Annotated in this window: 27 protein-coding genes and 3 pseudogenes; 19 read left to right on the top strand and 11 right to left on the bottom strand. The window is 64.6% G+C overall.

The window, feature by feature from the left end; all coding sequences use genetic code 11:
- Positions 1-120: 120 nt before the first annotated feature.
- A complete protein-coding gene (locus FOM02_RS01665) occupies positions 121-1,365 on the top strand; it encodes a S1C family serine protease (RefSeq protein ID WP_027563979.1) in 1,245 nt (414 codons plus the stop codon).
- A 176-nt stretch (positions 1,366-1,541) separates the two neighbouring features.
- Here FOM02_RS01665 and FOM02_RS01660 read toward each other — a convergent pair whose 3' ends face one another.
- From FOM02_RS01660 to FOM02_RS01635, 6 genes and pseudogenes are all read right to left on the bottom strand, one after another.
- Positions 1,542-2,279 carry a DUF899 domain-containing protein gene (locus FOM02_RS01660; protein WP_027563978.1) on the bottom strand — a complete coding sequence of 246 codons (738 nt, stop codon included), beginning with the start codon at positions 2,277-2,279 and terminating at the stop codon, positions 1,542-1,544.
- A gap of 22 nt (positions 2,280-2,301) precedes the next feature.
- A pseudogene (locus tag FOM02_RS01655) lies at positions 2,302-2,634 on the bottom strand (SRPBCC family protein); the annotation flags it as partial.
- Between the two features lie 11 nt (positions 2,635-2,645).
- A complete protein-coding gene (locus FOM02_RS01650) occupies positions 2,646-3,110 on the bottom strand; it encodes an ArsR/SmtB family transcription factor (protein WP_035730588.1) in 465 nt (154 codons plus the stop codon).
- Between the two features lie 99 nt (positions 3,111-3,209).
- Positions 3,210-3,464, bottom strand: a complete 255-nt coding sequence (locus FOM02_RS01645) for a DUF3551 domain-containing protein (RefSeq protein ID WP_027563975.1) — start codon at positions 3,462-3,464, stop codon at positions 3,210-3,212.
- A 129-nt stretch (positions 3,465-3,593) separates the two neighbouring features.
- Positions 3,594-3,860, bottom strand: a complete 267-nt coding sequence (locus FOM02_RS01640; protein WP_027563974.1) for a DUF3551 domain-containing protein — start codon at positions 3,858-3,860, stop codon at positions 3,594-3,596.
- Positions 3,861-4,008: 148 nt separating this feature from the next.
- Positions 4,009-4,983, bottom strand: coding sequence for a Bug family tripartite tricarboxylate transporter substrate binding protein (locus FOM02_RS01635; protein WP_027563973.1), 975 nt, complete (start codon positions 4,981-4,983; stop codon positions 4,009-4,011).
- 159 nt (positions 4,984-5,142) lie between these two features.
- Here FOM02_RS01635 and FOM02_RS01630 point away from each other — a divergent pair, with 159 nt between their 5' ends.
- Positions 5,143-5,553, top strand: a complete 411-nt coding sequence (locus FOM02_RS01630; protein ID WP_027563972.1) for a VOC family protein — start codon at positions 5,143-5,145, stop codon at positions 5,551-5,553.
- An 87-nt stretch (positions 5,554-5,640) separates the two neighbouring features.
- Here the strand turns inward: FOM02_RS01630 and FOM02_RS01625 are convergent, their stop codons facing one another.
- Entirely contained in the window at positions 5,641-6,735 is a 1,095-nt protein-coding gene (locus tag FOM02_RS01625; protein ID WP_027563971.1) for an HD-GYP domain-containing protein, read from the bottom strand.
- A gap of 281 nt (positions 6,736-7,016) precedes the next feature.
- Between FOM02_RS01625 and FOM02_RS01620 the strand changes: the two genes are divergently transcribed.
- The 4 genes from FOM02_RS01620 (at position 7,017) to FOM02_RS01605 (ending at position 9,666) form a co-directional block, all read left to right on the top strand.
- Complete coding sequence (locus FOM02_RS01620; RefSeq protein ID WP_027563970.1) at positions 7,017-7,781, top strand: alpha/beta fold hydrolase; 765 nt, start codon at positions 7,017-7,019, stop codon at positions 7,779-7,781.
- Positions 7,782-7,805: 24 nt separating this feature from the next.
- Entirely contained in the window at positions 7,806-8,135 is a 330-nt protein-coding gene (locus FOM02_RS01615; RefSeq protein ID WP_027563969.1) for a hypothetical protein, read from the top strand.
- A gap of 159 nt (positions 8,136-8,294) precedes the next feature.
- Positions 8,295-8,969: a dienelactone hydrolase family protein gene (locus FOM02_RS01610; RefSeq protein WP_027563968.1), complete on the top strand. Its 675-nt coding sequence runs from the start codon at positions 8,295-8,297 to the stop codon at positions 8,967-8,969.
- Positions 8,970-9,186: 217 nt separating this feature from the next.
- On the top strand, positions 9,187-9,666 hold the full coding sequence (locus tag FOM02_RS01605; RefSeq protein WP_027563967.1) for a hypothetical protein: 480 nt from the start codon (positions 9,187-9,189) through the stop codon (positions 9,664-9,666).
- 124 nt (positions 9,667-9,790) lie between these two features.
- Here FOM02_RS01605 and FOM02_RS01600 read toward each other — a convergent pair whose 3' ends face one another.
- The 3 genes from FOM02_RS01600 to FOM02_RS01590 form a co-directional block, all read right to left on the bottom strand.
- Entirely contained in the window at positions 9,791-10,528 is a 738-nt protein-coding gene (locus FOM02_RS01600) for a polysaccharide biosynthesis/export family protein (protein ID WP_027563966.1), read from the bottom strand.
- A 204-nt stretch (positions 10,529-10,732) separates the two neighbouring features.
- The gene (gene msrA / locus FOM02_RS01595; RefSeq protein WP_027563965.1) at positions 10,733-11,389 is read right to left on the bottom strand and encodes a peptide-methionine (S)-S-oxide reductase MsrA; all 657 of its coding nucleotides are present in this window, start codon (positions 11,387-11,389) and stop codon (positions 10,733-10,735) included.
- A 148-nt stretch (positions 11,390-11,537) separates the two neighbouring features.
- On the bottom strand, positions 11,538-11,855 hold the full coding sequence (locus tag FOM02_RS01590; protein WP_027563964.1) for a hypothetical protein: 318 nt from the start codon (positions 11,853-11,855) through the stop codon (positions 11,538-11,540).
- A gap of 361 nt (positions 11,856-12,216) precedes the next feature.
- Between FOM02_RS01590 and rpsT the strand changes: the two genes are divergently transcribed.
- From rpsT to gyrB, 8 genes and pseudogenes are all read left to right on the top strand, one after another.
- A complete protein-coding gene (gene rpsT, locus FOM02_RS01585) occupies positions 12,217-12,483 on the top strand; it encodes a 30S ribosomal protein S20 (protein ID WP_027563963.1) in 267 nt (88 codons plus the stop codon).
- Between the two features lie 1,300 nt (positions 12,484-13,783).
- Positions 13,784-15,196: a chromosomal replication initiator protein DnaA gene (dnaA, locus tag FOM02_RS01580; RefSeq protein ID WP_027563962.1), complete on the top strand. Its 1,413-nt coding sequence runs from the start codon at positions 13,784-13,786 to the stop codon at positions 15,194-15,196.
- Positions 15,197-15,271: 75 nt separating this feature from the next.
- Positions 15,272-15,469 carry a hypothetical protein gene (locus FOM02_RS01575; protein ID WP_265441417.1) on the top strand — a complete coding sequence of 66 codons (198 nt, stop codon included), beginning with the start codon at positions 15,272-15,274 and terminating at the stop codon, positions 15,467-15,469.
- A pseudogene (gene dnaN / locus FOM02_RS01570) lies at positions 15,466-16,583 on the top strand (DNA polymerase III subunit beta). Before FOM02_RS01575 ends, dnaN begins: the two are co-directional and overlap by 4 nt.
- Positions 16,584-16,637: 54 nt before the next feature.
- Entirely contained in the window at positions 16,638-16,925 is a 288-nt protein-coding gene (locus FOM02_RS01565; protein WP_027563960.1) for a GIY-YIG nuclease family protein, read from the top strand.
- Positions 16,926-16,971: 46 nt separating this feature from the next.
- Positions 16,972-17,704, top strand: a pseudogene (locus FOM02_RS01560) (AAA family ATPase).
- A gap of 128 nt (positions 17,705-17,832) precedes the next feature.
- Complete coding sequence (locus FOM02_RS01555) at positions 17,833-18,591, top strand: hypothetical protein (RefSeq protein ID WP_027563958.1); 759 nt, start codon at positions 17,833-17,835, stop codon at positions 18,589-18,591.
- A 289-nt stretch (positions 18,592-18,880) separates the two neighbouring features.
- Positions 18,881-21,316, top strand: coding sequence for a DNA topoisomerase (ATP-hydrolyzing) subunit B (gyrB, locus tag FOM02_RS01550; RefSeq protein ID WP_027563957.1), 2,436 nt, complete (start codon positions 18,881-18,883; stop codon positions 21,314-21,316).
- A 13-nt stretch (positions 21,317-21,329) separates the two neighbouring features.
- Here the strand turns inward: gyrB and FOM02_RS01545 are convergent, their stop codons facing one another.
- Positions 21,330-21,485, bottom strand: coding sequence for a hypothetical protein (locus FOM02_RS01545; protein ID WP_156950905.1), 156 nt, complete (start codon positions 21,483-21,485; stop codon positions 21,330-21,332).
- Between the two features lie 30 nt (positions 21,486-21,515).
- Between FOM02_RS01545 and FOM02_RS01540 the strand changes: the two genes are divergently transcribed.
- From FOM02_RS01540 to FOM02_RS01520, 5 genes are all read left to right on the top strand, one after another.
- Positions 21,516-21,983 (top strand): hypothetical protein, encoded by a 468-nt coding sequence (locus tag FOM02_RS01540; RefSeq protein ID WP_027563956.1) that lies wholly within the window; start codon positions 21,516-21,518, stop codon positions 21,981-21,983.
- Between the two features lie 177 nt (positions 21,984-22,160).
- Positions 22,161-23,456, top strand: coding sequence for a UDP-N-acetylglucosamine 1-carboxyvinyltransferase (murA, locus tag FOM02_RS01535; protein ID WP_027563955.1), 1,296 nt, complete (start codon positions 22,161-22,163; stop codon positions 23,454-23,456).
- A 426-nt stretch (positions 23,457-23,882) separates the two neighbouring features.
- Entirely contained in the window at positions 23,883-25,277 is a 1,395-nt protein-coding gene (locus FOM02_RS01530; RefSeq protein WP_027563954.1) for an MATE family efflux transporter, read from the top strand.
- Complete coding sequence (locus tag FOM02_RS01525; RefSeq protein ID WP_027563953.1) at positions 25,274-25,762, top strand: DUF2867 domain-containing protein; 489 nt, start codon at positions 25,274-25,276, stop codon at positions 25,760-25,762. The genes FOM02_RS01530 and FOM02_RS01525 overlap by 4 nt, the downstream gene beginning before the upstream one ends.
- A complete protein-coding gene (locus FOM02_RS01520) occupies positions 25,759-26,415 on the top strand; it encodes a 2-hydroxychromene-2-carboxylate isomerase (protein WP_027563952.1) in 657 nt (218 codons plus the stop codon). Before FOM02_RS01525 ends, FOM02_RS01520 begins: the two co-directional genes overlap by 4 nt.
- Positions 26,416-26,426: the final 11 nt, after the last annotated feature.

Here is a 26,426-nt window from a genome sequence, read left to right as displayed (position 1 = left end):
TGCGAAGTAAAGGCAAGGCGAAATCATTTGAATGAGACCTGACCCGCGGCAGACAACTGCGGGTTGCGCGCCCCTGATCCGGCAGCTAAGATGTTCCCATAATGTTCCTGGGGGAAAGGTATGTGGCTTAAGTCATTTATCGTCGCGTCTTGCTTGCAACTCAGTGTCATCGGCGTGGCGCAGGCGGCGGGGCCGTTCGGCTCCGTCAATGTGGGTAACTGGATCGGCGGCGCCTTCAGCAATGACGAGACCGGCGCCTTCTCCCATTGCGCGGCTACCGCGCCCTACGCCAATGGGGTGAGTCTCGTCGTCGCGCAGAATGCGGCCGGCTCCTGGCTTCTGAGCTTTGCCAGCCCCGGCTTTCGCTTCAACAAGGGCGATACCGCGCCCGTCGATGTCATCTTCGACGGCCAGGAGCAGGCCAGGTTGTTCGCGACCGCCAACGCCCCCAACATGGTGACGACCATCCTGCCCCTCAATGTCGCTCGCACCTTCCAGAAGGCAAGCCTGATGGTGGTGACGACCAACGGCAGCAAGCCGCTCCAGTTCGTGTTGACGTCGACAGCGCCCATGGTCGCGGCGCTGGCAAATTGCGTCACACGGGTGAAGGCAGACGGGCTCAGCAAGGCCGGGGATTTCACCAAGGGTACCGCGAAGCCAGCGGTCACGGCGGATAAGCAGGCATCACCGCCGGCCGGCAAGTCCGCCAAGTCCAAGAGCGGCACCGGCTTCGTGGTCAGCGCCAATGGGCACATCGTCACGAACAACCATGTGATCGACGGCTGCAGCGACCTCAAGGGCAATCTCACGGGCGAGGCCGCGATGGCGTTGCGCGTCGTATCGAGCGATGCAAACAACGATCTCGCCCTTTTGCAGGCGCCGTCAACAGCGACGTTCAAGGAGTTTGCCCGGATCCGCGACCGCTCGATCCGCTCCGGCGATTCCGTCGTCGCGATCGGCTTTCCCTATCACGGGCTGCTGAGCTCGGACTTCACCGTGACCACCGGTATCGTGAGCTCGCTCAGCGGCATGCGCAACGATTCGCGTTTCCTGCAGATCAGTGCGCCCGTGCAGCCCGGCAACAGCGGAGGCCCGCTGTTCGACACCACCGGGCAGATCGTGGGCGTGGTCACGGGAAAGCTCGACAATCTGCGGATCGCGGTCGCAACCGGCAACATTCCCGAGAACATCAACTTCGCCATCAAGACCGGCGCGCTGCGCGACTTCCTCGATAATTCCGTGGTGCCGTACCAGACGGCAGAGCCCAAGGGCGAGCTCAAGACCACCGACATCGCCGGCAACGCGCGGCCCTATACGATGCTGATCTCGTGCAACGCCACGGAACAGGCCGACGCGAAGCGGTGAGCCTGCCAAGACAACCAGCCCCGAGGTGCAAGCGGCGCGATGCCATGCATCGCGCCGGGAGCCTCGAAGGATGAACGGCCCGGATGCAGCGCGGCCGTCGCCCTTCGAGGCCTCCGCTGCGCTCCGGCACCTCAGGGTGACGGTGATAGATCAGAGGCCACGGCAGCAGCCCCCTCTCACCCGTGACAACACGCCCCCTTCGCCGCCTGCGGCTCGTACTGGTCGCGGAGACGGACCCAGTCCATCGGATAAGGCAGGCCGTCCTCGTGGCGGCCGAGCGGGGTGAGGTCGAGGTACTGATAGGCGGCGTTCATCATGTCGAGGCCGCGGGCGAAGCAGGAATAGGTGTGGAAGATCTCACCGGCCTCGTTACGGAAGAACACGCTGATGCCGGGGAGCTCGGGGCCGTAGAACGGCGTGGTGCCGAAATTGTACTTTGGGATACCCCTGTCGATCTCTTCGCGCGTGAACGAGACCTCGTAATCGCGGTTGAAGTCGTTGCCGCCTGACGAGACCCAATCGAACGTCCAGCCCATCCGCCTCTTGAAGGCTTCGAGCTTTGCGACCGGCGCCAGCGAGATCGCCGCCATTGCGGTGTCGCGCGCGGCAAGGTGCGGCGCCATGCGATCGAGCCCGTCGGCCCAGAACGAGCAGCTCTTGCAGGCGACGTCCCAGTCGGGCGCGAACATCACGTGCTGGACCACGAGTTGCGGACGGCCCTTGAAGAGATCGCCGAGCGTCACGCTGCCGGTCGGCGCCTCGAACACATAGTCCTTGTCGACCCGGACCCAGGGCAATGCACGGCGCTCTTCGGCGAGGCGTTCGCGGGCCTGGCTGAGCTCCTTCTCATGCGCGAGATGAGCCTTGCGCGCTGCGATCCATTGCTCGCGCGAGACGATCTGATGGGACTGCATGGCATTCTCCTCTGACGGGACTTCAGGCAACGAAGGCATCGAGCTTGTCGAACGACGCGATCCAGCCATGCTGGTGGTTGTCGCGTGCGGTCTCGTCGAAGAACTGGCCGTGATGGAACACCATCAAGGTCCCGGCACTGTCCGGCTTGAACGTGATCGTCACCAGCGATTCGCGTTCCGGGGTCGAATGCCAGGCCCAGGTGAAGACGAGACGTTCGTTCGGCACCACTTCGCGATAGGTGCCGCCGGCCTCGAAATATTCGCCGTCTGCACCGGTGAAGCTGATCCTAAAGCGGCCGCCGGCGCAGACGTCGAGCTCGGCTTCAAGCGTCGCAGGCTTCATATTCGGCGGCCCGAACCATTGCGCTAGCTGCGCGGCTTGCGTCCAGGCGGCGTAGACTTTTTCCGGCCGCGCGCGGAGCCGACGCGTGAGCGTGAGGCTTGGACGTTCGGTTGGGGGAGTGGCTGTGCGGGAATTGGTGTCGATGGCTGCATTGGCCATGTGTCTTCCTCCACGAAAGCGGCAAGGCGGTCGAACTTCTCGGACCAGAACTGTGCGTAGCGATTGAGCCAGTTCATCGCCTGCTCCATCGGCTGCGCCGCGAGCCGGCAGGACACCGTGCGCCCGGTCTTCTCCCGCACGATCAGGCCCGCATCCGAGAGCACGTCGAGATGCTTCATGATCGCCGGCAGCGAGACCGGAAACGGTGCGGCGAGCTCGCTCACCGACAGGCCGTCCTGCTCGCCGAGGCGCGCCAGCAATGCGCGCCGCGTCGGGTCGGAGAGCGCGGCAAAGGTCCGGTCCAGCGCGTCGTCCTGATACTTAACCATTTGGTTTAGTATAGCCGCGAGCGAAGATGCGTCAAGCAGGAACCCGCGTGCGCAGGTCCGCACGACTGCGTGATCAGGCAGAAGCCAATTAAATGGCGACTAGTATGGCGGAACGTGCCGACCGCGCAGCGCCGGTGGAGGCAGCGGTCGCGTGGCTATCGCAGGATTCGGTCCGCAAAAACCCTTGCGGCCGGATGCGCTCAGCAGACATTGCTCGCGGGTTTGATAGGAGCAGTCGCCGGGATAGCCATATTCCGAATCCTGGATGCACCACGCGTAGTCCGCGCGCGCCGGGCTGCCGCCGACCAGCCACATCAGGGCTATGGCGCCCAGCACGACCTGCACCTTGCGCATGACCGATCTCCCGTGTTCGCCGCGCGACATGCGACCTCACAGAGAAAAAGGCTTGGCGAGCCGATTTATTCCGGAGCGATCAGGCGAAAATGCATCGCGCAGGATGGGCGCCGGCTTCGCAGGTTGCGATCAGTAGGGCGCCACAGGCCGCGCGCGCCGCTGCGGCCGCGGTTGCTGGCCGTAGGCGAAGCGAGGGTTGCGGTCGCAATACAGCAGCCGGCCCGACACACTGGCCAGGCATTGCTCATAGGTGCTGTAGGCGCATTCGCCGGGATAATCATACTCGCCGCCCTGCGCGCACCAGGGATAGTCGCGAGCAGCGGCCGGCGTCACGGTGACGAAGCCGGCAAGAACGGTCGCGCCCAGCGTCAGCAGCGCCAATTGCGTCTTGCGCATGATCCCAACTCCTCTGCTCACGGCGCGAGATACGCGCCTTCTCTCACCAGGTTTCGCTGCGCCGTTTTATTCCGCCGTGGCAGAACAAGATACGCAAGAAAAAAGCCCTGCCGACCGGCAGGGCTCCATTCCCGTCATCACAAGATCGCTACTCGACCTTGAGGCCGGCGAACTCGACGACCTTCTTCCACTTCTCGGTCTCGGCCTTGATCTCCTCGCCGAACGCCTCCGGCGTCTGGACCCGCGGCTCGCCGCCGAGCTCGACCAGGCGCTTGGTCATGTCAGGCTCCTTCATCAGCGTGTTGATCTCGCTGTTGAGCTTGGCGATGATCTCCTTCGGCGTGTTCTTCGGCGCGCCCATGCCGAACAGCGCGCTGGCCTCGTAGTCCTTCACGGTCTCGGCGATCGCCTGCACGTCGGGCAGCTGCGGCGAGCGCTCTGCCGTGGTGACGCCGATCGCACGCAGCGAACCGGAGCGGATGTGCTGGATGATCGAGGGCATGTTGTCGAAGATCACCTGCACCTGGCCGCCGAGCATGTCGGTGATCGCGGGCGCCGCGCCACGATACGGCACGTGCTGCATCTTGCAGCCGGTCATCGCCATGAACATCTCGCCCGACAGATGCACCGAGGTGCCGTTGCCGGACGAGGCCATGTTCACCTTGCCGGGATTGGCCTTCACGTATTCGATGAACTCGGCGACGTTCTTGGCGGGCACGTCCTTGTTGACGGTCATCACGTTCGGCACGCGCTGGAACGAGGCGACGGGCGCGATGTCGCGCACGAAGTTGAACTTCAGATTGGCGTAGAGCGAGGCGTTGATGAAGTTGGCCGGATTGACCAGCTGCAGCGTGTAACCGTCGGGCTCGGCGTTGACGACCGATTCGGTGCCGATGTTGTTGCCGGCGCCCGGCTTGTTCTCGATCACGAATTGCTGGCCGAGCTTTTCCGACAGACGCTGGCCGATCAGCCGCGCCAGGATGTCGGTGGCCCCGCCCGGCGGATAGCCGACGACCCATTTCACGGGCCGGGACGGATAATCCGCGGCAAAGGCCTTCGACAGCGGGCTGGCTGCAAGAGGCGTGGCGGCAAGCAGGCCCAGCGCGGTACGGCGAGTGATCATCTCAAGGGTTCTCCCAGGTGGTATTCTTCAAAGAGTGTTGTTCTTCAAAGAGCGTTGTTCTTGAAGGCCGGATATCTTGAAAGTGTCGTCGACGCGGTTGTAACAAAGCTTACCGCAGGCGGAAAGTGCACCTGGCGCATCACGACGAAAGGATAAGGCATGACGGTCAAGGTCGAAGCCCTCGATCATCTCGTGATCAACGTCGCCGACGTCGCGGTGACCGCCGAGTGGTACCGCAAGATTCTCGGCATGGAAGTCAAGGTGTTCGACCCCGGCGGCGGCAAAGCGCCGCGGACATCGTTGCAATTCGGTAACCAGAAGATCAACGTCCGGCCGCGCGATGCCGACAAGGTGGAGTGGTTCACCGCCGACCACCAGACCGCCGGCAGCGACGATCTGTGCTTCCTCACCTCCGCTGCGCCCGACGAGGTCGTGGCGCATTTGCAGGCACATGGCGTCGCGATCGAGGAAGGCCCGGGCCCGAGGCAAGGCGCCCGCGGCACGCTGCGCTCGGTCTATTGCCGCGATCCAGACGGGAACCTGATCGAGATCTCATCGTACGAAGACTAGACTCGTTCATTCGGGGGCGGTGCGCAGCACCGAACTATGGTGCGCAGTTGCGCAATCGCAGCTGCCGTAGGGTGGCGAGCGACGCGCCTAGAACGCCCCCAGCGCCACCGGGCGGAACGCCTGCAGCAGCTGCTGGTCGAGCTTGCCGCCCATGCCTTCCATCATCGCAAACGCGCGCGAATGGGTGAACGGCATGCGGTAGGCGCGCTTCTCGACGAGCGCCGCATAGATGTCGACGATGGTCGTGAGACGCACGATGTCGCTGATCTGGTTCGACGACAGGCCGTTGGGATAGCCGCTGCCGTCGAGGAATTCGTGGTGATGCAGGATCACGTCGAGCATCTCCGGCGGGAAGCCGCCTTGGGCTGCGAGCGCGTCATAGCCGCGGCGCGGATGCTGGCGGACCTCGGCCATCTCCTCGTCGGTGAGCTTGCCGGGCTTGTCGAGCAGGTTGGAGGGCACGAAGGCCTTGCCGACGTCGTGCAGCAGCGCGGCGCGGGTCAGGCGGCGCTGGTCGTCCTCGCGCATGCCGAGATGCTGCGCGAAGGCAACCGCAAAGCCGGTGACGAACAGGCAGTGGCGATAGCTGCCGACATGGTGGCAGCCGACGGTGGTGAGCCATTCGCGCAGCGACGAGTGCTTGATCGCCTTCAGGATCTTGCTCTCGGCGGCGATGACGTCGTCGAAGGTCAGGGGCACGCCGAGCGGTAGCTTCTCGAACATCTTTGCGAGCACCGCATGCGCCGCCTCGACGCCGCGGTTGAGCGTCTTGCCGCGATCGGTCGCGTCATAGACGGCGGTGTCGGGGAAAGCGGCGCGGATGCGCTGGAGGATGGCTTCCGGCTGCAGCGGACGCGAGATCGTATCGGTCGCGCCAAGCGCCCAGGCCTGCATGGTGCCGTGATGCAGGGCATCGGCGAGCACGAACAGCCGCGGCATCGAACGGTAGGCATCGCCGCGCAGCTTGTTGCGCACCCGCTGCACGCTCTCGGGCGAGCGCAGGTTGATGTCGACGACGAGACCGGAGAGATCACGCGAGGGCTGCTCGGGAATGCTCTCCGTCGTCACCGTCGAGACCTCGCCGACCGCCTTCAAAATGCTGGCGAGCTCGGTGCTCTCGTCGCTCCGGTCGGAGGCGAGCAGAAGCCGGCGTTTGGCTGCAGGTTTGGCTGAGGCGGTCATGGCTTCCCCAAAAGCGCGGGACTGGATTTGGGCTCAGCCTAAGCCGGATCAGGTTCTCCGGCCCTTAAGAGGCGTGCTCAATGGAACCCTGCGGGATTGCACGCAATTTTAGGGATTTCGACTTCCGCCGCCGGAACCGCAGGACAGCGAAAACAACCCCATGCACAGTAGCCGGGGCCATTGCAAAGACTGGTTTTTTTGAACCGGCGAATCCGCCGCGGTTTCCTCCGCGCAGCCCTGCGGGCTAGGATGGGGTGGGGAAACAAGAAGAGGCGGAAGACATGCCGAAGATCGATCGGGACGGCGTCGGGATCTATTACGAGGTTCACGGCAACGGCCCGCCGCTGCTGCTGACTCACGGCTACTCCTCGACCTCGGCGATGTGGCATGGGCAAGTCGATGCGCTCGCAAAAAACCACAAGCTGATCCTGTGGGACATGCGCGGCCACGGCCAATGCGATTATCCCGATGACCCCAACGCCTATAGCGAAGCGCTGACCGTCGGCGACATCGCGGCGATCCTCGATGCCGTCGGCACAGAGCGCGCCATCATCGGCGGCCTCTCGCTCGGCGGCTACATGTCGCTCGCGTTCTATCGCGCTTATCCGCAGCGCGCGCGGGCGCTGCTGATCATCGACACCGGCCCCGGTTTTAGGAAGGACGACGCGCGCGAGGCCTGGAATGCGCGGGCGCTCGCTACCGCGGACAAGCTCGATCAGGAAGGGCTCGCGATGCTGAGATCGGCGACGCGCGAGCGCGCTACCGCGAGCCATCGCGATGCCAAGGGCCTGGCGCTTGCGGCGCGGGGCATGCTGACCCAGCGCGATGCGCGCGTGATCGAGCTGTTGCCCGACATCAAGGTACCCTCCCTGATCGTGGTCGGCGCAGACGACACGCCGTTCCTGGCGGCGTCGGACTACATGGCGGCAAAAATCCCTGGCGCACAAAAGGTCGTGATCCCCGCGGCCGGACACGCCGTCAACATCGATCAGCCCAAGGCTTTTGTTGACGCGGTGATGCCTTTCCTGAAGAACTTGCCGGCATAGGACGATCGGACAGGAACACAAGCGATGAAGCGAGCGATGTTGGCAGCCAGCGCGATGTTGCTCTCGATGTCGGCGCAAGCCGAGCCGTTCGGCGGCGTGCGCCAGCCTTTCGTCACGACCTTGTCGAACAACATCCCGCTCGCCTTCGGCATGGACGCCGGGCAGACTGCGCGCGCCCTCGGGCAACCGCTGCAATATGTGCGCGGACGTCCCGGCAACGAGATCTACCTCGCGCTTCGCAACCTCGGCGGCAGCGGCCTGATCCCCTACCGCCACCGCCTGTTCCTGCAATTCCGTCATGGACGGCTGGCAGGATGGAAGGAGGATTACGGCGAGAACTGGATGTGGGAGTGAGGTGTCTCCCCTCATCCTGAGGAACTTGCGCAGCAAGCGTCTCGAAGGATGAAGGCCCCGCTGCTGCATCTCGGCCATTCAACCTTAGAGACGTGCTGACGCGCTCCTCAGGATGAGGGGAGAGAGCACAGTTCGTAACAACCAAGAAGGACAACCCGCGTGGGACAGGACATCAAACTGACGGCTTCCGACAATTTCCTGCTTGGTGCCTATCGCGCTGATCCCGCAGGCAGGGCGAAGGGCGCGGTGGTGGTGATCCAGGAGATCTTCGGCGTCAACCACCACATCCGCTCGGTCTGCGACCGGCTCGCCAAGGAGGGTTACGTCGCGATCGCGCCGTCGATCTTCGACCGGACTTCGCCGGGCTTCCAGTCCGGCTATACGCCCGACGAGATCGCCGAAGCGCGCAAGTTCGTCGCAAATCCCGATTGGGAGGCAATGCTGCGCGACACGCAGGCCGCGATCGACGCGGTGAAAAGCGTCGGCCCGGTCGGCATCATCGGCTTTTGTCTGGGCGGCAGCATCGCCTTTGTCGCGGCAACGCGATTGTCCGGCCTCAAGGCCGCCATCGGCTATTACGGCGGCGTCGTCGTGCGCTTTGCCGACGAGAAGCCGAAGGTGCCGACGCAGCTGCATTTCGGCGAGAAGGACGCCGGCATTCCCCTGACCGATGTCGAGACCGTCAAGGCGAAGCGGCCGGATGTGGAAGTCTTCATCTATCCCGGCGCCCAGCACGGCTTCCATTGCGACGAGCGGCCGAGCTACGACAAGGCGAGCTCGGAGATCGCCTGGCCGCGCAGCATGGACTTTTTCGCGAAGCATTTGACAAAGTAGCGACCGCGGCTCTCTCCACCGTCATTCCGGGGCGCGCGCAGCGCGAACCCGGAATCCATCGTTCCACCAGTTCAGCGGCCTGATGGATTCCGGGCCTGCACCGCTTCGCGGTGCATCCCGGAATGACAGAAGAGGGGAGAGCAGGAATCGGGTGGCTGCATCCTGCCGCCCGGCGATAGAGCTGGCCGATCGCGCCAACCGACGCCGGGAACTCATCATGCAGCAGGCCAACACGAACATCATCATCCGCAATCCGTTCGGCACCATGGACGTGCCCGCGCCTGATGATCGCGAGGTCATGGATTATGCCGCGACCACATCGCTTGCCGGCGATGCGGCCGACGTCAATGCGGCGGCATGGGCGTCCATTGCCGCGCCGTCCGATCCGCTCGAAGGCACTTGGGCCAGTCGCTGGAACGGCGGCGCCGATCCGACCATTGCGGGCGACACGCCGGACAAGTGGAAAGAGGGGCGCGCGGAGGTCCGGGTCATGGGCGAGCGCATCTATCTGCGCTTCGACTGGGACCATGGCCGCCGGCACGGGCTGATCGATGCTGCGCGCGAGGGTACGCGGCTGGTCGGGAAGTACATCAATCTCACCAACCCGGCGATCATGCGGCCATGGGTGGGGCGCGTGATCGATGATGCGCGGATCGACGGATGCTTTCCGAACGGGCGGCTGGATTTTCGGAGATAACTGTCCGTCATTCCGGGACGCGCCGACAGGCGCGGGCCCGGAATCCATCGTGCGTCAGTGACGGTGGAGCAATGGATTCCGGGCTCGCGCTGCGCGCGCCCCGGAATGACGGGCGGAGAGAGTCTTAGAACCAGCGCTCGCCGACGAACACGGTGTCGCCCGGCGCGAGCGGCGTGCCGAGCGGGACGACGGCGCGCATGGCGCCACCGGCTTCGGTGTGCGTGACGGTGACCATGTCGCGCTTGGCGCGCGGCGAGAAGCCGCCGGCGATGGCAACGGCGCTTTCGACCGTCATGTTCGGCACATACGGATATTGGCCGGGCGCTGAGACTTCGCCGAGGATGAAGAACGGGCGATAGGTGTCGATCTCGACGGCGACCGAGGGCTCGCGGATGTAGCCGTTGCGCAGGCGCCCGCCGATCTCGCCGGCAAGGCCCGCGGTTGTGCGGCCACGCGCCGGCACGGCGCCGATCAGAGGCATGGTGATGGAGCCGCCGGCATCGATGGCGTAGCTGTTGGTGAGACCTTCCTGGCCGTAGACCACGACGCGCAGCTTGTCGCCGGCGTCGAGATGATAGGAGGCGTCGTAGCGGACGGGCGCGGCCATCGGCGCGGCATAGCCGACGGGCATCGGCGCAGGCGCGGAGGCAAAGGAATTGCTGAGCGCGGCGATGGCGCCGCCGCCGTTGTTGGCAACGACGACGGGTTGCGGAGCGCCATAGGCCATGGCGTCGAGATCGGGGCGCGGCTGAACATATGCGACAGGGCCGGCAGTCTGCATGCAGCCGCCAAGGGGCAGCGCGGCGGACGCTGCCAAGCAGGCTGTCAGGATCGACCATCGAAACGCGCGTGCAACCGGCACCGGACCTATCCCTCGAAACGAGACGGCTCCAGTGATGCACCGGTTATGGTTAATAAAGCGTTGAGCGGGGCGGCTATGGCGGTGGTGGCGCTTTTGGCGGTCATTCCGGGGCGTCGCGATCGCGACGAACCCGGAATCCAGAAGTTGTGGCACGAGATTCCGGGTTCGCGCTGACGCGCGCCCCGGAATGACGGGCCAAAATAACTACGCGCTCACACCAAGCCCGATCGGGCAGGACACGCCGGTGCCCCCTAAGCCGCAATAGCCGGCGGGATTCTTCGCCAGATATTGCTGGTGGTAGTCCTCGGCGAAGTAGAATTCGCCGGCGGGCGCGATCTCGGTGGTGATTGCACCGAGACCTTTTGCGGCGAGCGCCTTCTGATACAGCGCCCTCGACTCGTCGGCCGCCTTCTTCTGCGCATCGGAATAGGTGTAGATCGCGCTTCGATACTGCGTGCCGATGTCGTTGCCCTGGCGCATGCCCTGCGTCGGGTTGTGGTTCTCCCAGAACGTCTTCAAGAGCTTCGCATAGGAGACCTTGCTCGGGTCGAACACGACCAGCACCACTTCGGTGTGGCCGGTGCGTCCCGAGCAGGTCTCTTCATAAGTCGGGTTCGGGGTGTGGCCGCCGGCATAGCCGACGGCGGTGGTGTAGATGCCCTCGCCCAGTTCCCAGAATTTGCGCTCGGCGCCCCAGAAACAGCCGAGACCGAACACGGCCTGCTCGAGTCCTGCAGGATAAGGCGGCTTGAGCCTGCTGCCGTTGACGAAATGGGTGGTCGCAGTCGGGATGGCTTGCGCACGACCAGGCAGCGCCTCAGCTGCGCTCGGCAATGCGGTCCTCTTTCGCATGAACAGCATGATGGGTCTCCGGAACGAGACGTCCGTCGCGCGAGCCAGATGCTCGGGCGGCGTGCTCGCGATCAGGTGGGATATAGATGTCTACGTCAGCGAGGGCAGCGTTGTTACGCCGCGCCTTCGCGGGGTTCAGTCCCGCGGGGATTGAAGATCAATCCCGGGAATATCCGATCAGCGGCTTGCGCGGCCGGAACAGGATCATCAGCAAGATGCCCAAAATGCCGAGCACGGCGAAGACCGGCTGGTCCAGCACCAGGCGGATCACCGAGGTCCAGAGCCAGGGCGCCTTGGCCTCGACCCAGGTCCGGAACGCCGATTGGCTGGCCTGGTTGATGTCGTTCCAGAACTGGCCGAAACGGGTGAAGCGCAGGGTCTGGTCGGCCACCCAGCGGGCACCGTCATAGACCATGAAGATGAACCCGCCGGCGAGCAGCAACAGCCCAATCAGTCGGAAAAAGCCGCGGATCATGCCTCACCCCAGATGGTCGTCCGATCGATCGATCCGTATAACGCCCGCCAGCCAATAGCCAAGCGACGGCAGAAATTCAACCACTTCAGGGCGTTACACCCTTCCTTGAACGCCCTTGAGGGCGGTTTTCCGGCCCCGGAAAGCGTTGACGGTGCCGCAGACCCCCTCTATAAGGGCGCCAACTGGCGGCGGGCGCAATCCTGCCGCCGCTGTTCTTTGAGCAGTTGCAGGCTCTTTGAGGCCTCATGTTCCGGGAACGGCCCAGCAACCGAACACCCTAAATCCGAGCGTCGATTCCGCGGTCAAGCAGCCGGCGCTACCCGACCAAGACGCGACCGGTACCGCAAAGGACATTGAGACCATGGCCAATACCACTTCCGCCAAGAAAGCGACGCGCAAGATCGCCCGCCGCACTGCCGTCAACAAGTCGCGCCGCACCCAGATGCGCGGCGCGGTGCGCACCGTCGAAGAAGCCATCGCGACCGGCGACCGCGCCGCCGCCGTGAAGGCGCTGGCGAATGCCGAGCCCGCCTTGATGCGCGCCGCGCAGCGCAACATCATTCACAAGAACAACGCCAGCCGCAAAGTCTCGCGCCTCACCGCGCAGATCGCCAAGCTCGCCAAGTAAGCCGATCCAAGTAAGCCGATCCACGTCGGCCGATGCGATCGAGTCATTCGATCGGTTGAAGCAACATCGCGCGCGTTACATCAGCCCGGCCTCGTGCCGGGCTTTTCGTTGTCTGTCACAATTCGCCTGTCACAATTCACGCAAGCGGTCGTTCGACCGACGATGGACATTGGAAGATTCACTTCGACCGCATGATACCGCACGATAATGCGTCCCGTAGTTTTACCGCGGACGATTTTGCAACAGCGGAAACTTTCACTGCGCTGCGAAAAACCCCTGCGGGACGGGCCTAAGTTGAATTCGCACGCGCGCGAGTTCTGCACACCGTAGATTCACAGGAGCGGATCTCCCGGTGGAGTTACCCTGTGAAATGAGACTCAAAAAACGATGTTTCGCGAACAACTTATCAACATAGTGACAGCAAGCATTTGGAAAACGACCGGGCGAAGTCGGCGCGTGAAGGTTTTTTGAATTTTTTTTGGCCGCTGTTCGCGAATTGTCACACAACGCGTCTCGTCTTCGATTCTCTACGCGGATTCAAACTCTTGGTCTCAGACCTGTGAACAACTCGTGCGCCGCGTTAACGCTGGTCAAGATTTTTGATGCCTCAAGTGTGAATCAATTCCGTTGCGAGTCTTTCCGCTTAGTGTATTCCTTAAGTCGTCAGCGGCGCCCACGATCTTGAGACCAGCGCGGTATCGGAAACGGGGCGAGCGTGCAAATCGGCGGCGGTGGGCACGTTGGCAACGCATCAACAAGCGATAGTCGGTTCAAACCCACAGCACTGTGGGAACGGTAGCTCTTTGTCTGAATGTCTCCAAGCAGGATTTCATCCTGCTCGCGCCAAGCGCAAATGAGAGACGTCGTAAAGCTACCCCGACCCGCATGAGGCGAAGTCGAGCGGACGACTAGTACACGGGCAGGCATCCGCGACACGACTATTCCGCGGTTGTCTATTGGACACGTAGGACCTTGCCGTGAGCAATCACGGCAGGACGGGGAGGTATCATGTCTAACGGACGCAACGCGGTATTGAAGCACGTTTCCTATTCCAACGATGCCGGTTTAGATCAGTCCGACCTCCAGCCCCCCGCCTGCGATGGGGCGCCGAGTACGCGCTGACCTCGCGAACCCTCCATCTCTGACATCGCTGACCTGACGCGGCGTTCACGCCGAACGGTCGAGCCATGTCCGACGCTGGACTCGCTCTGAGGTCGCGCCCTGTCAGAAACCCTGATGGCAGGAACTCTGCATGGCGCTCACCCACGCAACTAAATCTCTCAAGAGAAGTTTTTTGACGATGAACACATCGGAACAGGATCGCTGGTCGCGCGTGAAGAACCGGCTGCGCACGAACGTTGGCGAAGACGTCTATACGAGCTGGTTTGCGCGCATGGATTTGGAAGGCGTGCAGGAGGAGAGCGTGCGGCTGTCGGTTCCGACCCGCTTCCTGAAGAGCTGGATCCAGGCCCATTATGCCGAGCGCGTGCTGTCGTGCTGGCAGGCCGAGATGCCCGAAGTGCATCGCATCGATCTCACCGTCCGCTCCGCGGTACGCCCGGTCGTGGCGCCGAAGGAAGCGCCCGCGCCGGTCGAAACGCGCCGCGCGCCTGCGCCGGAACTGCGCTCGACTGCGACCGCGCCGGTCTCGGCCAATCATGATGCGCTCGGCGGCTCGCCGCTCGATCCGCGCCTGACCTTTGCGAGCTTCGTCGTCGGCCGCTCCAACACGCTGGCGCATGCCGCCGCGCGTCAGGTCGCCGAAGGTCGCCGTGGCGACCCCGTGATGTTCAACCCGCTCTACATCCATGCCGGCGTCGGCCTCGGCAAGACGCATCTGTTGCAGGCCGTGACCTGGGCCGGCAATTCCGGCAACGAGCGCAAGGTGCTGTATCTCACCGCGGAAAAATTCATGTACGGCTTCGTCGCTGCGCTGAAGACGCAGACGGCGCTGGCCTTCAAGGAAGCGCTGCGCGGCATCGACGTGCTCGTCATCGACGACCTCCAGTTCCTGCAGGGCAAGTCGACGCAGGCCGAGTTCTGTCACACGCTGAACGCGCTGATCGATGCCGGCCGCCAGGTCGTGATCGCAGCGGATCGTCCGCCGTCCGATCTGGAAAGCCTGGATGATCGCGTCCGCTCGCGTCTTGCCGGCGGTCTCGTGGTCGAGATGGGCTCGCTCGGCGAGGAGCTGCGCCACGGCATCCTCAAGTCGCGCGTCGCCGCGGCCCGCGCCCATCATGCGACATTCGACGTGCCGGAAGAGGTGCTGCATTATCTCGCGCGCACCATCACCCATAACGGCCGCGACCTCGAAGGCGCGATCAACCGCCTCCTGGCTCACTCCAAGCTCAACAACCAGCCGGTGACGCTGGAAATGGCCGAGCGTGAGGTGCGCGACCTGGTCCGGCCGCAGGAGCCGAAGCGGATCAAGATCGAGGACATCCAGCGCGTGGTGGCGCGGCAGTATAATGTCAGCCGCTCCGACCTCCTGTCCTCGCGCCGCACCGCCAACGTGGTGCGTCCGCGCCAGGTGGCGATGTATCTCGCCAAGACGTTGACCTTGCGCTCGCTGCCCGAGATCGGCCGCCGCTTCGGCGGGCGCGATCACACCACGGTGCTGCACGCCGTGCGCAAGATCGAGGCCCTGGTCTCCAAGGACACCGCGCTGTCGGAGGAAGTGGAGTCGCTGAAGCGCCAGCTTCAGGAATAAACGCCTAGGCCTCCTGCCATTCTCCCGCCGCCCCGGCCATGCCTGGGCGGCGGTTTTCGTTTGGGGCGGTAAATCGTGGGAATCGTGCGGAACTGGCTCCCCAATCCCTTGAATCCGGGGGCCATCCGCGCCACCTTGCGCGACCCTGACGGCTTTGGTCATATCGGCTGGATGATCCGGCTTTCCGGGGTCTTCGGTGCCGTGGCGCGCGTCCTGCCGCCCGGCTTTCCAACGTTGGTGTTTTCCTTGGGGATCGGGCGAGTAGTGCAATGAAGGTTACGGTCGAACGCGCGCAACTCCTGAAATCGCTGGGCCATGTCCACCGCGTGGTCGAACGCCGCAACACGATCCCGATCCTCGGCAACGTGCTGGTCCGGGCCGAGAATGCGAAATTGTCGCTGAAGGCCACCGACCTCGACCTCGAGGTGACGGAGACGCTGGCGGCGGAAACCGCAACCGCCGGGGCCACCACGGTGCCGGCGCACATGTTCTACGACATCGTGCGCAAGCTGCCCGACGGGTCCCAGATCGTGCTGGAGGCCGACGGCGACCGCGCCGTGCTGGCGATCCGCGCCGGCCGCTCGCGGTTCACGCTGCAAACCCTGCCGGAGAATGATTTCCCGGATCTCGCCGCCGGCGACATGTCGCATTCGTTCTCGCTGGCCGCCAAGGACGTCAAGCGGCTGATCGACCGCACCCAGTTCGCGATCTCGACCGAAGAGACGCGCTACTACCTCAACGGCATCTACCTGCACGCCGCAGGCACCGCGAAGGCTGCGACCTTGCGCGGCGTCGCCACCGACGGCCACCGCCTCGCCCAGCTCGACCTGGTGCAGCCCAAGGGCGCCGAGGGCATGCCCGGCGTGATCGTGCCGCGCAAGACGGTCGGCGAGGTGCAGCGCCTGATCGAGGACACCGAAGCCGAGATGACGATCGAGCTGTCGCAGGCCAAGATCCGCTTCACCATCGGCAACGTCGTGCTGACCTCGAAGCTGATCGACGGCACCTTCCCCGACTACGGCCGCGTGATCCCGCAGGGCAACGACAAGGAGCTCGTCGTCGACAAGAAGGATTTCGAGAACGCGGTCGACCGCGTCTCGACGATTTCCAGCGAGCGCGGCCGCGCGGTCAAGCTGTCGCTGTCTGCGGGCAAGCTGGTGCTGTCGGTGACCAATCCTGACTCGGGCAGTGCGACCGAAGAGCTCGAGGTCGAATACGCCTCCGACGCCCTCGATATCGGCTTCAACTCCCGCTATCTGCTCGACATCGCCGCCCAGATCGAAGGCGACGTCGCAACGCTGAAGTCGCCGATCCCGGCTCGCCGACCCTGGTGCAAGACAAGGACGACAAGAGCGCGCTCTACGTGCTGATGCCGATGCGGGTGTGAGGATATTTCCTCTCTCGTCATGGCCGGGCTTGACCCGGCCATCCATCAAACAAGATGACCTATTGGGTGTACATCCCCGCTAGCAAGCCCGGTGGAACACTCTATATCGGCGTCACCAACAATCTGGTCAGACGCGTCTACGAACACTGTGAAGGCTTGGCAGACGGCTTCACCAAGCGCTATGGGGTGAAGACCCTGGTCTATTTTGAGGCACACGACACGATCGCCGCTGCACTTCAGCGCGAAAAGAACATGAAACATTGGTCGCGCGAGTGGAAGATCGATTTGATTGTGAAGAGCAATCCCGCGTGGCAAGACCTATATGATGAAATTGCCCGCTGACGCGGGCGATGGATTGCCGGGTCAAGCCCGGCAATGACGAGCTAAGATGACCCCCTCCCGCATTCATCGCCTGACGCTGACGCATTTTCGCAATTATCGGGCGGCGGGGCTCGAGACGGCGGCTGACATGGTGGCGCTGGTCGGGCCGAACGGGGCGGGCAAGACCAATTGCATCGAGGCGATCTCGTTCCTGTCGCCGGGGCGGGGCCTGCGGCGCGCCACGCTGGAGGATGTCGCCGACAACCAGGGCGACGGCTCCTGGGCGGTGTCGGCGCAGGTCGAGGGCGCCCTGGGCCTGGCGACGCTCGTTTCCAAGAGGGAACCTCCGGACGTGGAACTAGGGCGTCACAAAGAAAGTTCGAGCCGCGACGTCGGTCGAAGACCGCTACCGCCAGATCCTGCGCGACAACCGGCCGCGCGATGCCATCGCCGGCCGCACCACCGACGGCCCGCACCTGACCGATCTCCAGGTGGTCTATGCGCCCAAGAGCATGCCGGCGCGCGATGCATCCACCGGCGAGCAGAAGGCGCTGCTGATCGGCCTCGTGCTGGCGCATGCGAGCCTGGTCGCCGAGATGACCGGCATCGTGCCGCTGCTGCTGCTCGACGAGGTCGTCGCCCATCTCGATCCTGGCAGGCGCGCGGCGCTGTTCGACGAGCTGCGCAAGCTCGGCGCGCAGGTGTGGCTGACCGGCGCCGATCCCGCCGCCTTCGCCGAGATCGGCGCGGGCGGCGAGGTCTTTGACGTCGAGAGCGGACGAGTCTCGGCCCGGCGATAGGCCCTGGTATTGAACCCGGCCGTTTTCCGCGGCGACTAGCTCTGTGAGGCCGCGCCGACGGTGTCGCAGCCGCTGCAAATCGCGCGATGACGTCAAGCGCGATATCCTTGATATCCTTGGAGAGCAAGATGCGGACGGTAAGGCTCGGGACGAAAATCCCGGCACGATGGCGGGCGTTCGTGTGCGGCCTCGCTTTCCTCGCAAGCTGCGTGCTGGCGGCTACCGCCAGCGCGTGGGTGCCGCATCTGCCGCAGCTGTTCTCCACTGCGCTCACGCCGGACCCCGATGCCGTTCTGCCGGCGCCGACCCGCTACAGCTATCGCGAGATCCTCACCACCACGATGCTCGACGTCGACGCCCCGCTGCGCACCAGGCTGATCACCCGCATCCCCGCGAATCTCGGCGACGTGCTCGCCTTCTACCGCATCGAGCTCGGCAAGCGCGGCTGGCAGGAGCAGCACGATGGCGCGGTGGTCACCGCCGATCGCGTGCACCTCGCCTTCGCCTCCCCGCTCGGCCCGGCCATGCTGGAGCTTGACCGCACGGACACCGGCACCTCGATCCGTCTCGTGCAGCGGAACCGGGACGCCGCAACGAAGGCGCGCGTCATGCCCGAGGCGGGCCGTGCGGCGCTGATGTTCACCAATCTCGGCAGCAAGGACGTCGTCTTCGTTCTCGACAACCGGGCCATCACCCTCCCCGCCCGCGCCGGCAAGGAACGCCCTCAGGCGCCGCTGTTCAATCTGCCGCCCGGCAAATACCCCTACGCGTTGAAGATCGAGGGCCGTCCCGATCGCGACACGACGATCGATCTGGTGGCCGGTGATGCCTGGGACGTCACGGTCGGGCCCGATGGCGAGCTGTGGTCGCCGCTCCAGCTGTATTAGGGCATCTTTCGCCACTCCGAAGCGTTAGCCGGAAGGACCTCCGGACAGCCTCACCGATCCCGTGAAAACACCGCCTTCGAAGGGCTCGGAACAGGCCCTCGATTCGCGCTTTTTGCAGCGCCCAGAATCGACCCTCGTAGGCCTTGAAAATCGGCCAAAAACACCCATCTTCCCAAAGGGTTGCCGGAAGATACTTTGCGCTAGGCGCAGGCCCTCTTTCATGGCACAAATAACCACCAAATCAGCGCCTTTTGCGCAGCTGATTCGGGCGACATCTCGAAGGCCTCTCATGACAGAACCTGCTCGGCAGCCCGCTGCCGAAAACGAGCCCTCCAACGCGAGCGATTACGGCGCGGAATCGATCCGCGTGCTCAAGGGTCTCGATGCCGTCCGCAAGCGTCCGGGCATGTATATCGGCGACACCGACGACGGCTCGGGCCTGCACCACATGGTCTATGAGGTCGTCGACAACGCGATCGACGAAGCGCTCGCGGGCCATGCCACGCGCGTCGACGTCGTCCTCAATGCGGACAATTCCGTCACCGTGCGCGACGATGGCCGCGGCATTCCCGTCGACATCCACAAGGGCGAAGGCATCTCGGCGGCCGAGGTCATCATGACCCAGCTGCACGCCGGCGGTAAGTTCGACCAGAACTCCTACAAGGTTTCCGGCGGCCTGCACGGCGTCGGCGTCTCAGTCGTCAACGCGCTGTCGAGCAAGCTCGGCCTGCGGATCTGGCGCGACGACAAGGAGCACTACATCGAGTTCGCCCATGGCGATGCCGTCGCACCGCTGAAGGTGGTCGGCGACGCACCGGGCCGGCGCGGCACCGAGGTGACGTTTCTCGCCTCGACCGAGACGTTCAAGAACGTCGAATATGATTTCGCCACGCTCGAGCATCGTTTGCGCGAGCTCGCCTTCCTCAATTCCGGCGTCAACATCATCCTCTCCGACATGCGTCACGCGGTCGAGAAGCGCGAGGAGATGCATTATTCCGGCGGCGTCGAGGAATTCGTCAAATATCTCGATCGCAACAAGAAGGCCTTGGTGCCGGCGCCGATCATGGTGCGCTCCGAAGCCAACGGCATCGGCGTCGAGGCCGCCTTGTGGTGGAACGACAGCTACCACGAGAACGTGCTGTGCTTCACCAACAACATCCCGCAGCGTGACGGCGGCACCCATCTCGCCGGCTTCCGCGGCGCGCTGACGCGCCAGGTCAACGGCTATGCCGAGGCCAATGCGAAAAAGGAAAAGATCGCGCTGACCGGCGACGATTGCCGCGAAGGCCTCACGGCCGTGCTGTCGGTGAAGGTGCCCGATCCGAAATTCTCGTCGCAGACCAAGGACAAGCTGGTGTCCTCGGAAGTGCGCCCCGTGGTCGAGAACGTCCTCAACGAGGCGCTCCAGGCCTGGTTCGAGGAGCACCCGTCCGAGGCCAAGATGATCGTCGGCAAGGTGATCCAGGCCGCCGCCGCGCGCGAGGCTGCGCGAAAAGCGCGCGAGCTGACGCGCAAGAGCCCGCTCTCGGTCTCCTCGCTGCCCGGCAAGCTCGCCGACTGCCAGGAAAAGGATCCGGCCAAGTCCGAACTGTTCATCGTCGAGGGTGACTCGGCAGGCGGCAGCGCCAAGCAGGGCCGCAACCGCGAATTCCAGGCCGTCTTGCCGCTCCGCGGCAAGATCTTGAACGTCGAACGCGTCCGCCCCGACAAGATGCTGTCGAGCGAACAGATCGGCACGCTGATCACAGCGCTCGGCACCGGCATCAGCGACGAGTTCTCGGTCGAGAAGCTGCGCTATCACAAGATCATCGTGATGACGGACGCCGACGTCGACGGCGCCCATATCCGCACGCTGCTGCTCACCTTCTTCTACCGGCAGATGCGCGACATCATCGACGGCGGCTATCTCTATATCGCCCAGCCGCCGCTCTATAAGGTCTCGCGCGGCAAGTCCGAGCAGTATCTGAAGGACGAGCGGGCGCTGGAAGACTATCTGATCGACGCCGGTCTCGATGATTGCGTGTACATCCCCGGCACCGGCGGCGACCGCTCGGGGCGCGATTTGCGCGCGCTGGTCGACGACGCCCGTGTGGTCCGCAGCATCCTGCGCAACCTGCACAGCCGCTATAACCGCAAGGTGGTCGAGCAGGCCGCCATCACCGGCGTGCTGAACAAGTCGGTCTACGGCAACCCCGAGAACGCCACGGCCGCGGCGCAGTACATCGCGACCCGGCTGGACAGCCAGGCCGAGGAGGTCGAGCGCGGCTGGGTCGGGCAATTCGTCGAGGGCCAGGGCTTCCTGTTCGAGCGCACCGTGCGCGGCGTCAAGGAAGCGGCCGTCATCGACGACGCGCTGCTCGGCTCGGTCGAGGCGCGCAAGCTGGACGAGTACACGACCAAGCTCCAGGACGTCTACGCCCGCTCCGGCAAGCTGCGGCGCAAGGACAGCGAGCACGTGGTCCACGGCCCGGTCGATCTGTTCGAAGCAGTCACCGACGCAGGCCGCAAGGGCATCACGCTGCAGCGCTACAAAGGTCTCGGTGAGATGAACCCGGAGCAGCTCTGGGAGACCACGCTGGACACCGAGGTGCGCTCGCTGCTGCAAGTGAAGGTCAAGGAGGTCGACGAGGCCGACGACATCTTCACCAAGCTGATGGGCGACGTGGTCGAGCCCCGCCGCGACTTCATCCAGGAACATTCGCTCAGCGCGACGATCGATATCTAGCGCGCCGCGGCATTCACGAAAAGTCGTCATGCCCGGGCTTGTCCCGGGCATCCACGTTCTTCGTGCTCTGGGCAAAGGCGTGGATGGCCGGGTCAAGCCCGGCCATGACGTCGTGGACACCCCCCTGAACCTCACCAGCTGCCATCGCGACGAAGGGGCGTAGATCCATTGGCCCATCCCGGCCGGGAAGCGTCGTGCCATGACCGCCTCTGCACCCACCAGTTCCGCCACACCCTCCCGCCGGCTCGGCATCATCGGCAGCATTGTCGGCGTGCTGGCGCTGATGGCGGCGGTGTTGCCACATTGGGTGGTGCCGATGGTGTTTCCACCGCCGCCGGCGGACCAGGTCATCGTCGACACCGGACATCGCATCAAGAACCGCCTGATCGCGCGCGTGAAGGGCGTGGAATATCAGGCGCCCAGAATCGAACAATCCGCTGGACGGAGCTGGAGCGAAACTGCTTCGGCCACCGCGATCTCGCTCGGCCTGCTCGCCATCCTGCTCTCGGTGCTCGCGTTGATCTTCCGCGAGGAACGGCTCCTTGCCGGCGTCGCCGCCGTCCTCGGCACCGGCGCCATTGCGATCGAAATCTCCTTTGTCATGATCGGCGCGCTGATCCTGATCGCGATCCTCTATGTGGTTGGGAATATCATCGGCTTGTTCTGAGGCCCGCCCGCCACAACCTCCGACCCTCATCCTGAGGAGCCCGCGACAGCGGGCGTCTCGAAGGATGGCCGCGAGCGACACCGGGGCTGGCAACACCGCCCGCCACAATTGCTCCCGCGCTCAATTCTCTGTAGTTTCCGCCCGAAACAGCCCGCCCACCCAACAGGACAGAACCAAGTGGCGCCCATCCAGTACATCGTCGAGGGCGGTCACCGGCTCTCGGGCTCGATCGAGCCGTCCGGCAACAAGAACTCGGCGCTGCCGATCATCGCGGCCGCCCTGCTCACCGAGCATCCGGTGACGCTTCAGAACGTGCCGCGGATCCGCGACACCGAGACGCTGGTCGAGCTGATCCGCTCGGTCGGCGCGTCGGCGGAGTGGACCGAACGCAACACACTTCACATCCACGCCAAGAGCATCCGCGCCGCCGATCTCGACCCTGAGCTCTGCGTCCGCATTCGCGCCTCGATCCTGCTCGCCGGTCCCCTGCTGGCGCGCTGCGGCGAATTGATGCTGCCGCCCCCCGGCGGCGACGTCATCGGCCGGCGCCGGCTGGACACGCATGTGCTGGCGCTGGAGCAGCTCGGCGCAAAGGTCACCGCGACCGACCGGCTGGAATTCCGCGCGCCGAAGCTCACCGGTGCGGACGTGTTCCTGGACGAGCCCAGCGTCACCGCGACCGAGAACGCGCTGGTCGCGGCGGTCGCCGCCGACGGCATCACCTATTTGCGCAACGCGGCGTCCGAGCCGCATGTGCAGGACCTCGCCAATTTCCTCGTCGCGCTCGGCGCCAAGATCGAGGGCATCGGCACCAACACCATGACCATCCATGGTCCGGCGACGCTGGGCGGGACGACCTACCGGATCCAGCCGGATCATATCGAGGTCGGCTCGCTGATCGGGCTGGCCGCCGTGACGCGCTCGCCCTTGCGCATCACCCGCGCCGGCGTCGAGCATCTGCGCTCGATCCGCATGGGCTTCGAGCGGCTCGGCATCGTCTGCCGCGTCGAGGGCGACGATCTGATCGTGCCCTCCAACCAGACCATGAAGATCCAGGACGATTTCGGCGGCCACGTGCCGAAGCTCGAAGACCAGCCCTGGCCCGCCTTCCCGGCCGATCTGATGTCGATCGCGATCGTCACCGCCACGCAATGCGAGGGCGTGATCCTGATGTTCGAGAAGATGTTCGAATCGAGGATGTTCTTCGTCGACAAGCTGATCGGGATGGGCGCGCGTATCGTGCTCTGCGATCCGCATCGCGCCATCATTGCAGGCCCGAGCCGCCTGCACGGCGCGACGCTGAGCTCGCCCGACATCCGCGCCGGCATGGCGATGCTGCTTGCGGCGGTCTGCGCCGAGGGCACCTCCACCATCAACAACGCCGACCAGATCGAGCGCGGCTACGAGCGCATCGAGGAACGGCTGAACGCGCTGGGTGCCAAGATCAAGCGCGTGCCGGAGCGGAAGGGCTGAGGCTTCTTTCTTCTCCCTTGTGAGAGAACTCTCCGCGACCACAGTATCGTAGGGTGGGCAAAGCGCAGCGTGCCCACGCTTCTGTTGCAATATTGGAGAGGTCGTGGGCACGGCGCAATGCGCCTTTGCCCACCCTACGATTCCTGAGCTAGCGGATAGAGACCCGTCACCCGTCTCGCCGCTCTGCGGCGAGCCACCCTCTCCCACAAGGGGAGAGGGAAAAGAAGCACGCAACCCGCACACAAGTCTCGTGCCCCGGATGCAGCGCAGCACGTCAGTGATGCGCTGCTGAGCCGGGGCCCATGCGGCTAAGAGCTGCACTCGTGACTCCTGGGTCCCGGCTCTGCGGAGCAGCGCTGCGCGCTGCACCGCGTCCGGGACACGAGAGCCATGTTTTCGACGCCTGGCTGTGCTATTGCAGCCGCCATGCTCGACACCGTGCAACATCATTCGCAGCCGCAAGCCGGCGTGCCGCAGAACCATCTCGCGCAGGAATTCGTCGAGACGCTGCGGCTGGCCGTGCCGCTGATGCTGACACAGCTCGGGCAGATCGCGATGATCACGACCGATCTCGCGATGATCGGCCATCTGGGTGAGAATGCGGTCGCAGCAGCCGCGCTGGCGCACACGGTCTATTTCGTCAGCTTCACCTTCGGGCTCGGCCTGATGTCCGCGGTGTCGCCGCTCGCCGCGCAGGCCTTTGGCGCCGGCGATGTCAGGCGCATCCGCCGCTCCTTGCGCGTCGGGCTGTGGGTCGCGCTGCTGATCTCGCTGCCGATGATGGCCTCGCCACTCTATGGCGAGCAGATCCTGCTCGCGCTCGGCCAGGCGCCGCAATCGGCCGCGCTCGCCCAGCGCTATCTCAACGGCCTTGCCTGGGGCATCGCGCCAGCGCTCGGCTTCATCGCGCTGCGCAGCATGATGAGCGCGGTGAACCGGCCGCAGGCGCCGCTGTGGATCACCATTGCGGCCATCCCGGTCAATGCCGCGCTGGTCTATTGCCTGATCCACGGCCTGTTCGGCCTGCCCGAGCTCGGCCTGTTCGGTGCGGGGCTTGCGACCACGCTGGTCAATCTCGGCACCTTCATCGCCGCGCTCGCCATCGCCGGCCTGCGCAGGCCGTTCGCGGACTATCATCCGCTCGCCCATCTCTGGCGGATCGACTGGCCCTTGATGCGCCAGCTCATCGTCATCGGCGCGCCGATCTCGTTCTCGCTGCTGCTGGAATATGGCCTGTTCTCATCGGCGGCATTGCTGATGGGCTTGATCTCGACCGCCGCGATCGCCGCGCACCAGATCGCGCTCCAGGTCACCGCCGTGCTGTTCATGGTGCCGCTCGGCATCGGCATGGCCGCGACGGTGCGGGTCGGCCACGCCTTCGGCCGCAACGAGCCGCTCGCGGTCAAGCGCGCGGGCTTCGTCGCAGCCGTGCTCGGGACCGTCCTGGTCTCCGCCCTGACGGTCGCCATCATCATCGGCCGGTATCAGGTGGGACGGCTGTTCTTCGGCAACAGCGAGGCCAGCGCGCCGACCATCGAGCTGACGGCAACGCTGCTGGTGGTCGGCGCGACCTTCTTCATCGCCGACGGTCTCCAGACCATCATGGGCGGCGCGCTACGCGGCATCAATGACACCAGGATGACGCTGGTGTTCGCGGCAATCGGCTATTGGTGTATCGCCTTTCCCGTCGGCTGGGTGCTGGCCTTCAACGCCGGCCTCGGCGCGATCGGCGTCTGGGTCGGGTTCTCGGTCGGAACGTTCGTCTATGCCGGACTCTTGATCTTGCGATTCCGGATGCTGACGCGCAGACTGCTGGGATGACAGGATCGGTTCGCGAAGTCACCCCGAGTGTCGACGCCGGCGCGGTGCTATCAGGCGCGCAGTTCATCGACGCCTTTCGTGTCGAGGTCGGCGCGACGCAATTGAGCGCCCGCGAGGCCTGCACTCGAATGGTGCTGCATGGGCCGCGCTGGATCGATGCGCTGACGCGCTTGCGCAACATCCTGGTGAAACCCCTCGGACTGAAGACATCGGGCGAGGGCGCTCCGGCTCCGCACGGGATGATCGGCCTGTTTCCAGTGCTGAGCGAAACGCCGGAGCGGCTGATCGCAGGGTTTGACGACTACCATCTCGATTTCCGCGTCGTGGTTGACGTCGCCGGCGACGCGGCGGACCGACGGGTGACATTGACCACGTTGGTGCGGACCAACAATCTGCTCGGGCGTACCTACCTCACGCTGATCGTACCGTTCCACAAGCTCGTGGCCCGCAGCATGATGGGAGACATCGCGGAGCCGGCGCGATGACGCTCTCCGTCGACCTCTTCTACTCCTACCGCAGTCCGTTCAGCTATCTGGCGCTGCCGAAGACGCTAAAGCTGGTCGCGGACTATGATCTCGCGGTCAACCTGCGGCCGGTTTATCCGCTCGCGGTGCGCGTGCCCGGCTTCTTCAAGAAGGCCAGCCCGAACTTCATTCGCTATGTGGTGCTCGACAGCACGCGCGTGGCGCAGCACGAGGGCATTCCGTTCCGCTTTCCGAGGCCAGATCCGATCGTGCAGGACAAGGTGACGTTCGATGTGGCGGCCGAGCAGCCCTACATCCACCGGCTGACCCGGCTGGGCGCGATGGCGCAGCTCGAGGGCCGCTCGCTCGCCTTCACCGATGCGATCGCGCGCGTGCTGTGGGACGGCTCGGTGGCGGGATGGAACGAAGGCGACCACCTCGCGCGCGCGGCCGAAAAGGCCGGCTTCGACCTCGCCGCGATGGATCAAGCGATCACGACCGATCCGGATCGCTACGAGCACGTGATCGCGGAGAACGAGAAGGACCATGCGGCGTCAGGCCATTGGGGCGTGCCGACCTTCGTGTTCGAGAACGAGCCGTTCTTCGGCCAGGACCGCATCGATCTGCTGCTCTGGCGCATGCAGAGCAAAGGCCTGACCAGGCGCCAGCCGTGATGGCGTGAACC

Source organism: Bradyrhizobium sp. SEMIA (assembly GCF_014844175.1).
In the GTDB taxonomy this organism is placed as follows: Bacteria; Pseudomonadota; Alphaproteobacteria; order Rhizobiales; family Xanthobacteraceae; genus Bradyrhizobium; species Bradyrhizobium arachidis.
The sequence above is the reverse complement of the archived record's forward strand: the minus strand, read 5'-3'. Positions and strand labels throughout refer to the sequence as shown.

What these genes read in the sequence shown, in the direction of transcription:
- FOM02_RS01665 (WP_027563979.1), top strand. Translation starts at nt 121, where the DNA reads ATGTGGCTTAAGTCATTTATCGTCGCGTCTTGCTTGCAACTCAGTGTC.
- FOM02_RS01660 (WP_027563978.1), bottom strand. Translation starts at nt 2,279, where the DNA reads ATGCAGTCCCATCAGATCGTCTCGCGCGAGCAATGGATCGCAGCGCGC.
- FOM02_RS01650 (WP_035730588.1), bottom strand. Translation starts at nt 3,110, where the DNA reads ATGGTTAAGTATCAGGACGACGCGCTGGACCGGACCTTTGCCGCGCTC.
- FOM02_RS01645 (WP_027563975.1), bottom strand. Translation starts at nt 3,464, where the DNA reads ATGCGCAAGGTGCAGGTCGTGCTGGGCGCCATAGCCCTGATGTGGCTG.
- FOM02_RS01640 (WP_027563974.1), bottom strand. Translation starts at nt 3,860, where the DNA reads ATGCGCAAGACGCAATTGGCGCTGCTGACGCTGGGCGCGACCGTTCTT.
- FOM02_RS01635 (WP_027563973.1), bottom strand. Translation starts at nt 4,983, where the DNA reads ATGATCACTCGCCGTACCGCGCTGGGCCTGCTTGCCGCCACGCCTCTT.
- FOM02_RS01630 (WP_027563972.1), top strand. Translation starts at nt 5,143, where the DNA reads ATGACGGTCAAGGTCGAAGCCCTCGATCATCTCGTGATCAACGTCGCC.
- FOM02_RS01625 (WP_027563971.1), bottom strand. Translation starts at nt 6,735, where the DNA reads ATGACCGCCTCAGCCAAACCTGCAGCCAAACGCCGGCTTCTGCTCGCC.
- FOM02_RS01620 (WP_027563970.1), top strand. Translation starts at nt 7,017, where the DNA reads ATGCCGAAGATCGATCGGGACGGCGTCGGGATCTATTACGAGGTTCAC.
- FOM02_RS01615 (WP_027563969.1), top strand. Translation starts at nt 7,806, where the DNA reads ATGAAGCGAGCGATGTTGGCAGCCAGCGCGATGTTGCTCTCGATGTCG.
- FOM02_RS01605 (WP_027563967.1), top strand. Translation starts at nt 9,187, where the DNA reads ATGCAGCAGGCCAACACGAACATCATCATCCGCAATCCGTTCGGCACC.
- msrA (WP_027563965.1), bottom strand. Translation starts at nt 11,389, where the DNA reads ATGCTGTTCATGCGAAAGAGGACCGCATTGCCGAGCGCAGCTGAGGCG.
- FOM02_RS01590 (WP_027563964.1), bottom strand. Translation starts at nt 11,855, where the DNA reads ATGATCCGCGGCTTTTTCCGACTGATTGGGCTGTTGCTGCTCGCCGGC.
- rpsT (WP_027563963.1), top strand. Translation starts at nt 12,217, where the DNA reads ATGGCCAATACCACTTCCGCCAAGAAAGCGACGCGCAAGATCGCCCGC.
- dnaA (WP_027563962.1), top strand. Translation starts at nt 13,784, where the DNA reads ATGAACACATCGGAACAGGATCGCTGGTCGCGCGTGAAGAACCGGCTG.
- FOM02_RS01565 (WP_027563960.1), top strand. Translation starts at nt 16,638, where the DNA reads ATGACCTATTGGGTGTACATCCCCGCTAGCAAGCCCGGTGGAACACTC.
- FOM02_RS01555 (WP_027563958.1), top strand. Translation starts at nt 17,833, where the DNA reads ATGCGGACGGTAAGGCTCGGGACGAAAATCCCGGCACGATGGCGGGCG.
- gyrB (WP_027563957.1), top strand. Translation starts at nt 18,881, where the DNA reads ATGACAGAACCTGCTCGGCAGCCCGCTGCCGAAAACGAGCCCTCCAAC.
- FOM02_RS01545 (WP_156950905.1), bottom strand. Translation starts at nt 21,485, where the DNA reads ATGGATCTACGCCCCTTCGTCGCGATGGCAGCTGGTGAGGTTCAGGGG.
- FOM02_RS01540 (WP_027563956.1), top strand. Translation starts at nt 21,516, where the DNA reads ATGACCGCCTCTGCACCCACCAGTTCCGCCACACCCTCCCGCCGGCTC.
- FOM02_RS01530 (WP_027563954.1), top strand. Translation starts at nt 23,883, where the DNA reads ATGCTCGACACCGTGCAACATCATTCGCAGCCGCAAGCCGGCGTGCCG.
- FOM02_RS01525 (WP_027563953.1), top strand. Translation starts at nt 25,274, where the DNA reads ATGACAGGATCGGTTCGCGAAGTCACCCCGAGTGTCGACGCCGGCGCG.
- FOM02_RS01520 (WP_027563952.1), top strand. Translation starts at nt 25,759, where the DNA reads ATGACGCTCTCCGTCGACCTCTTCTACTCCTACCGCAGTCCGTTCAGC.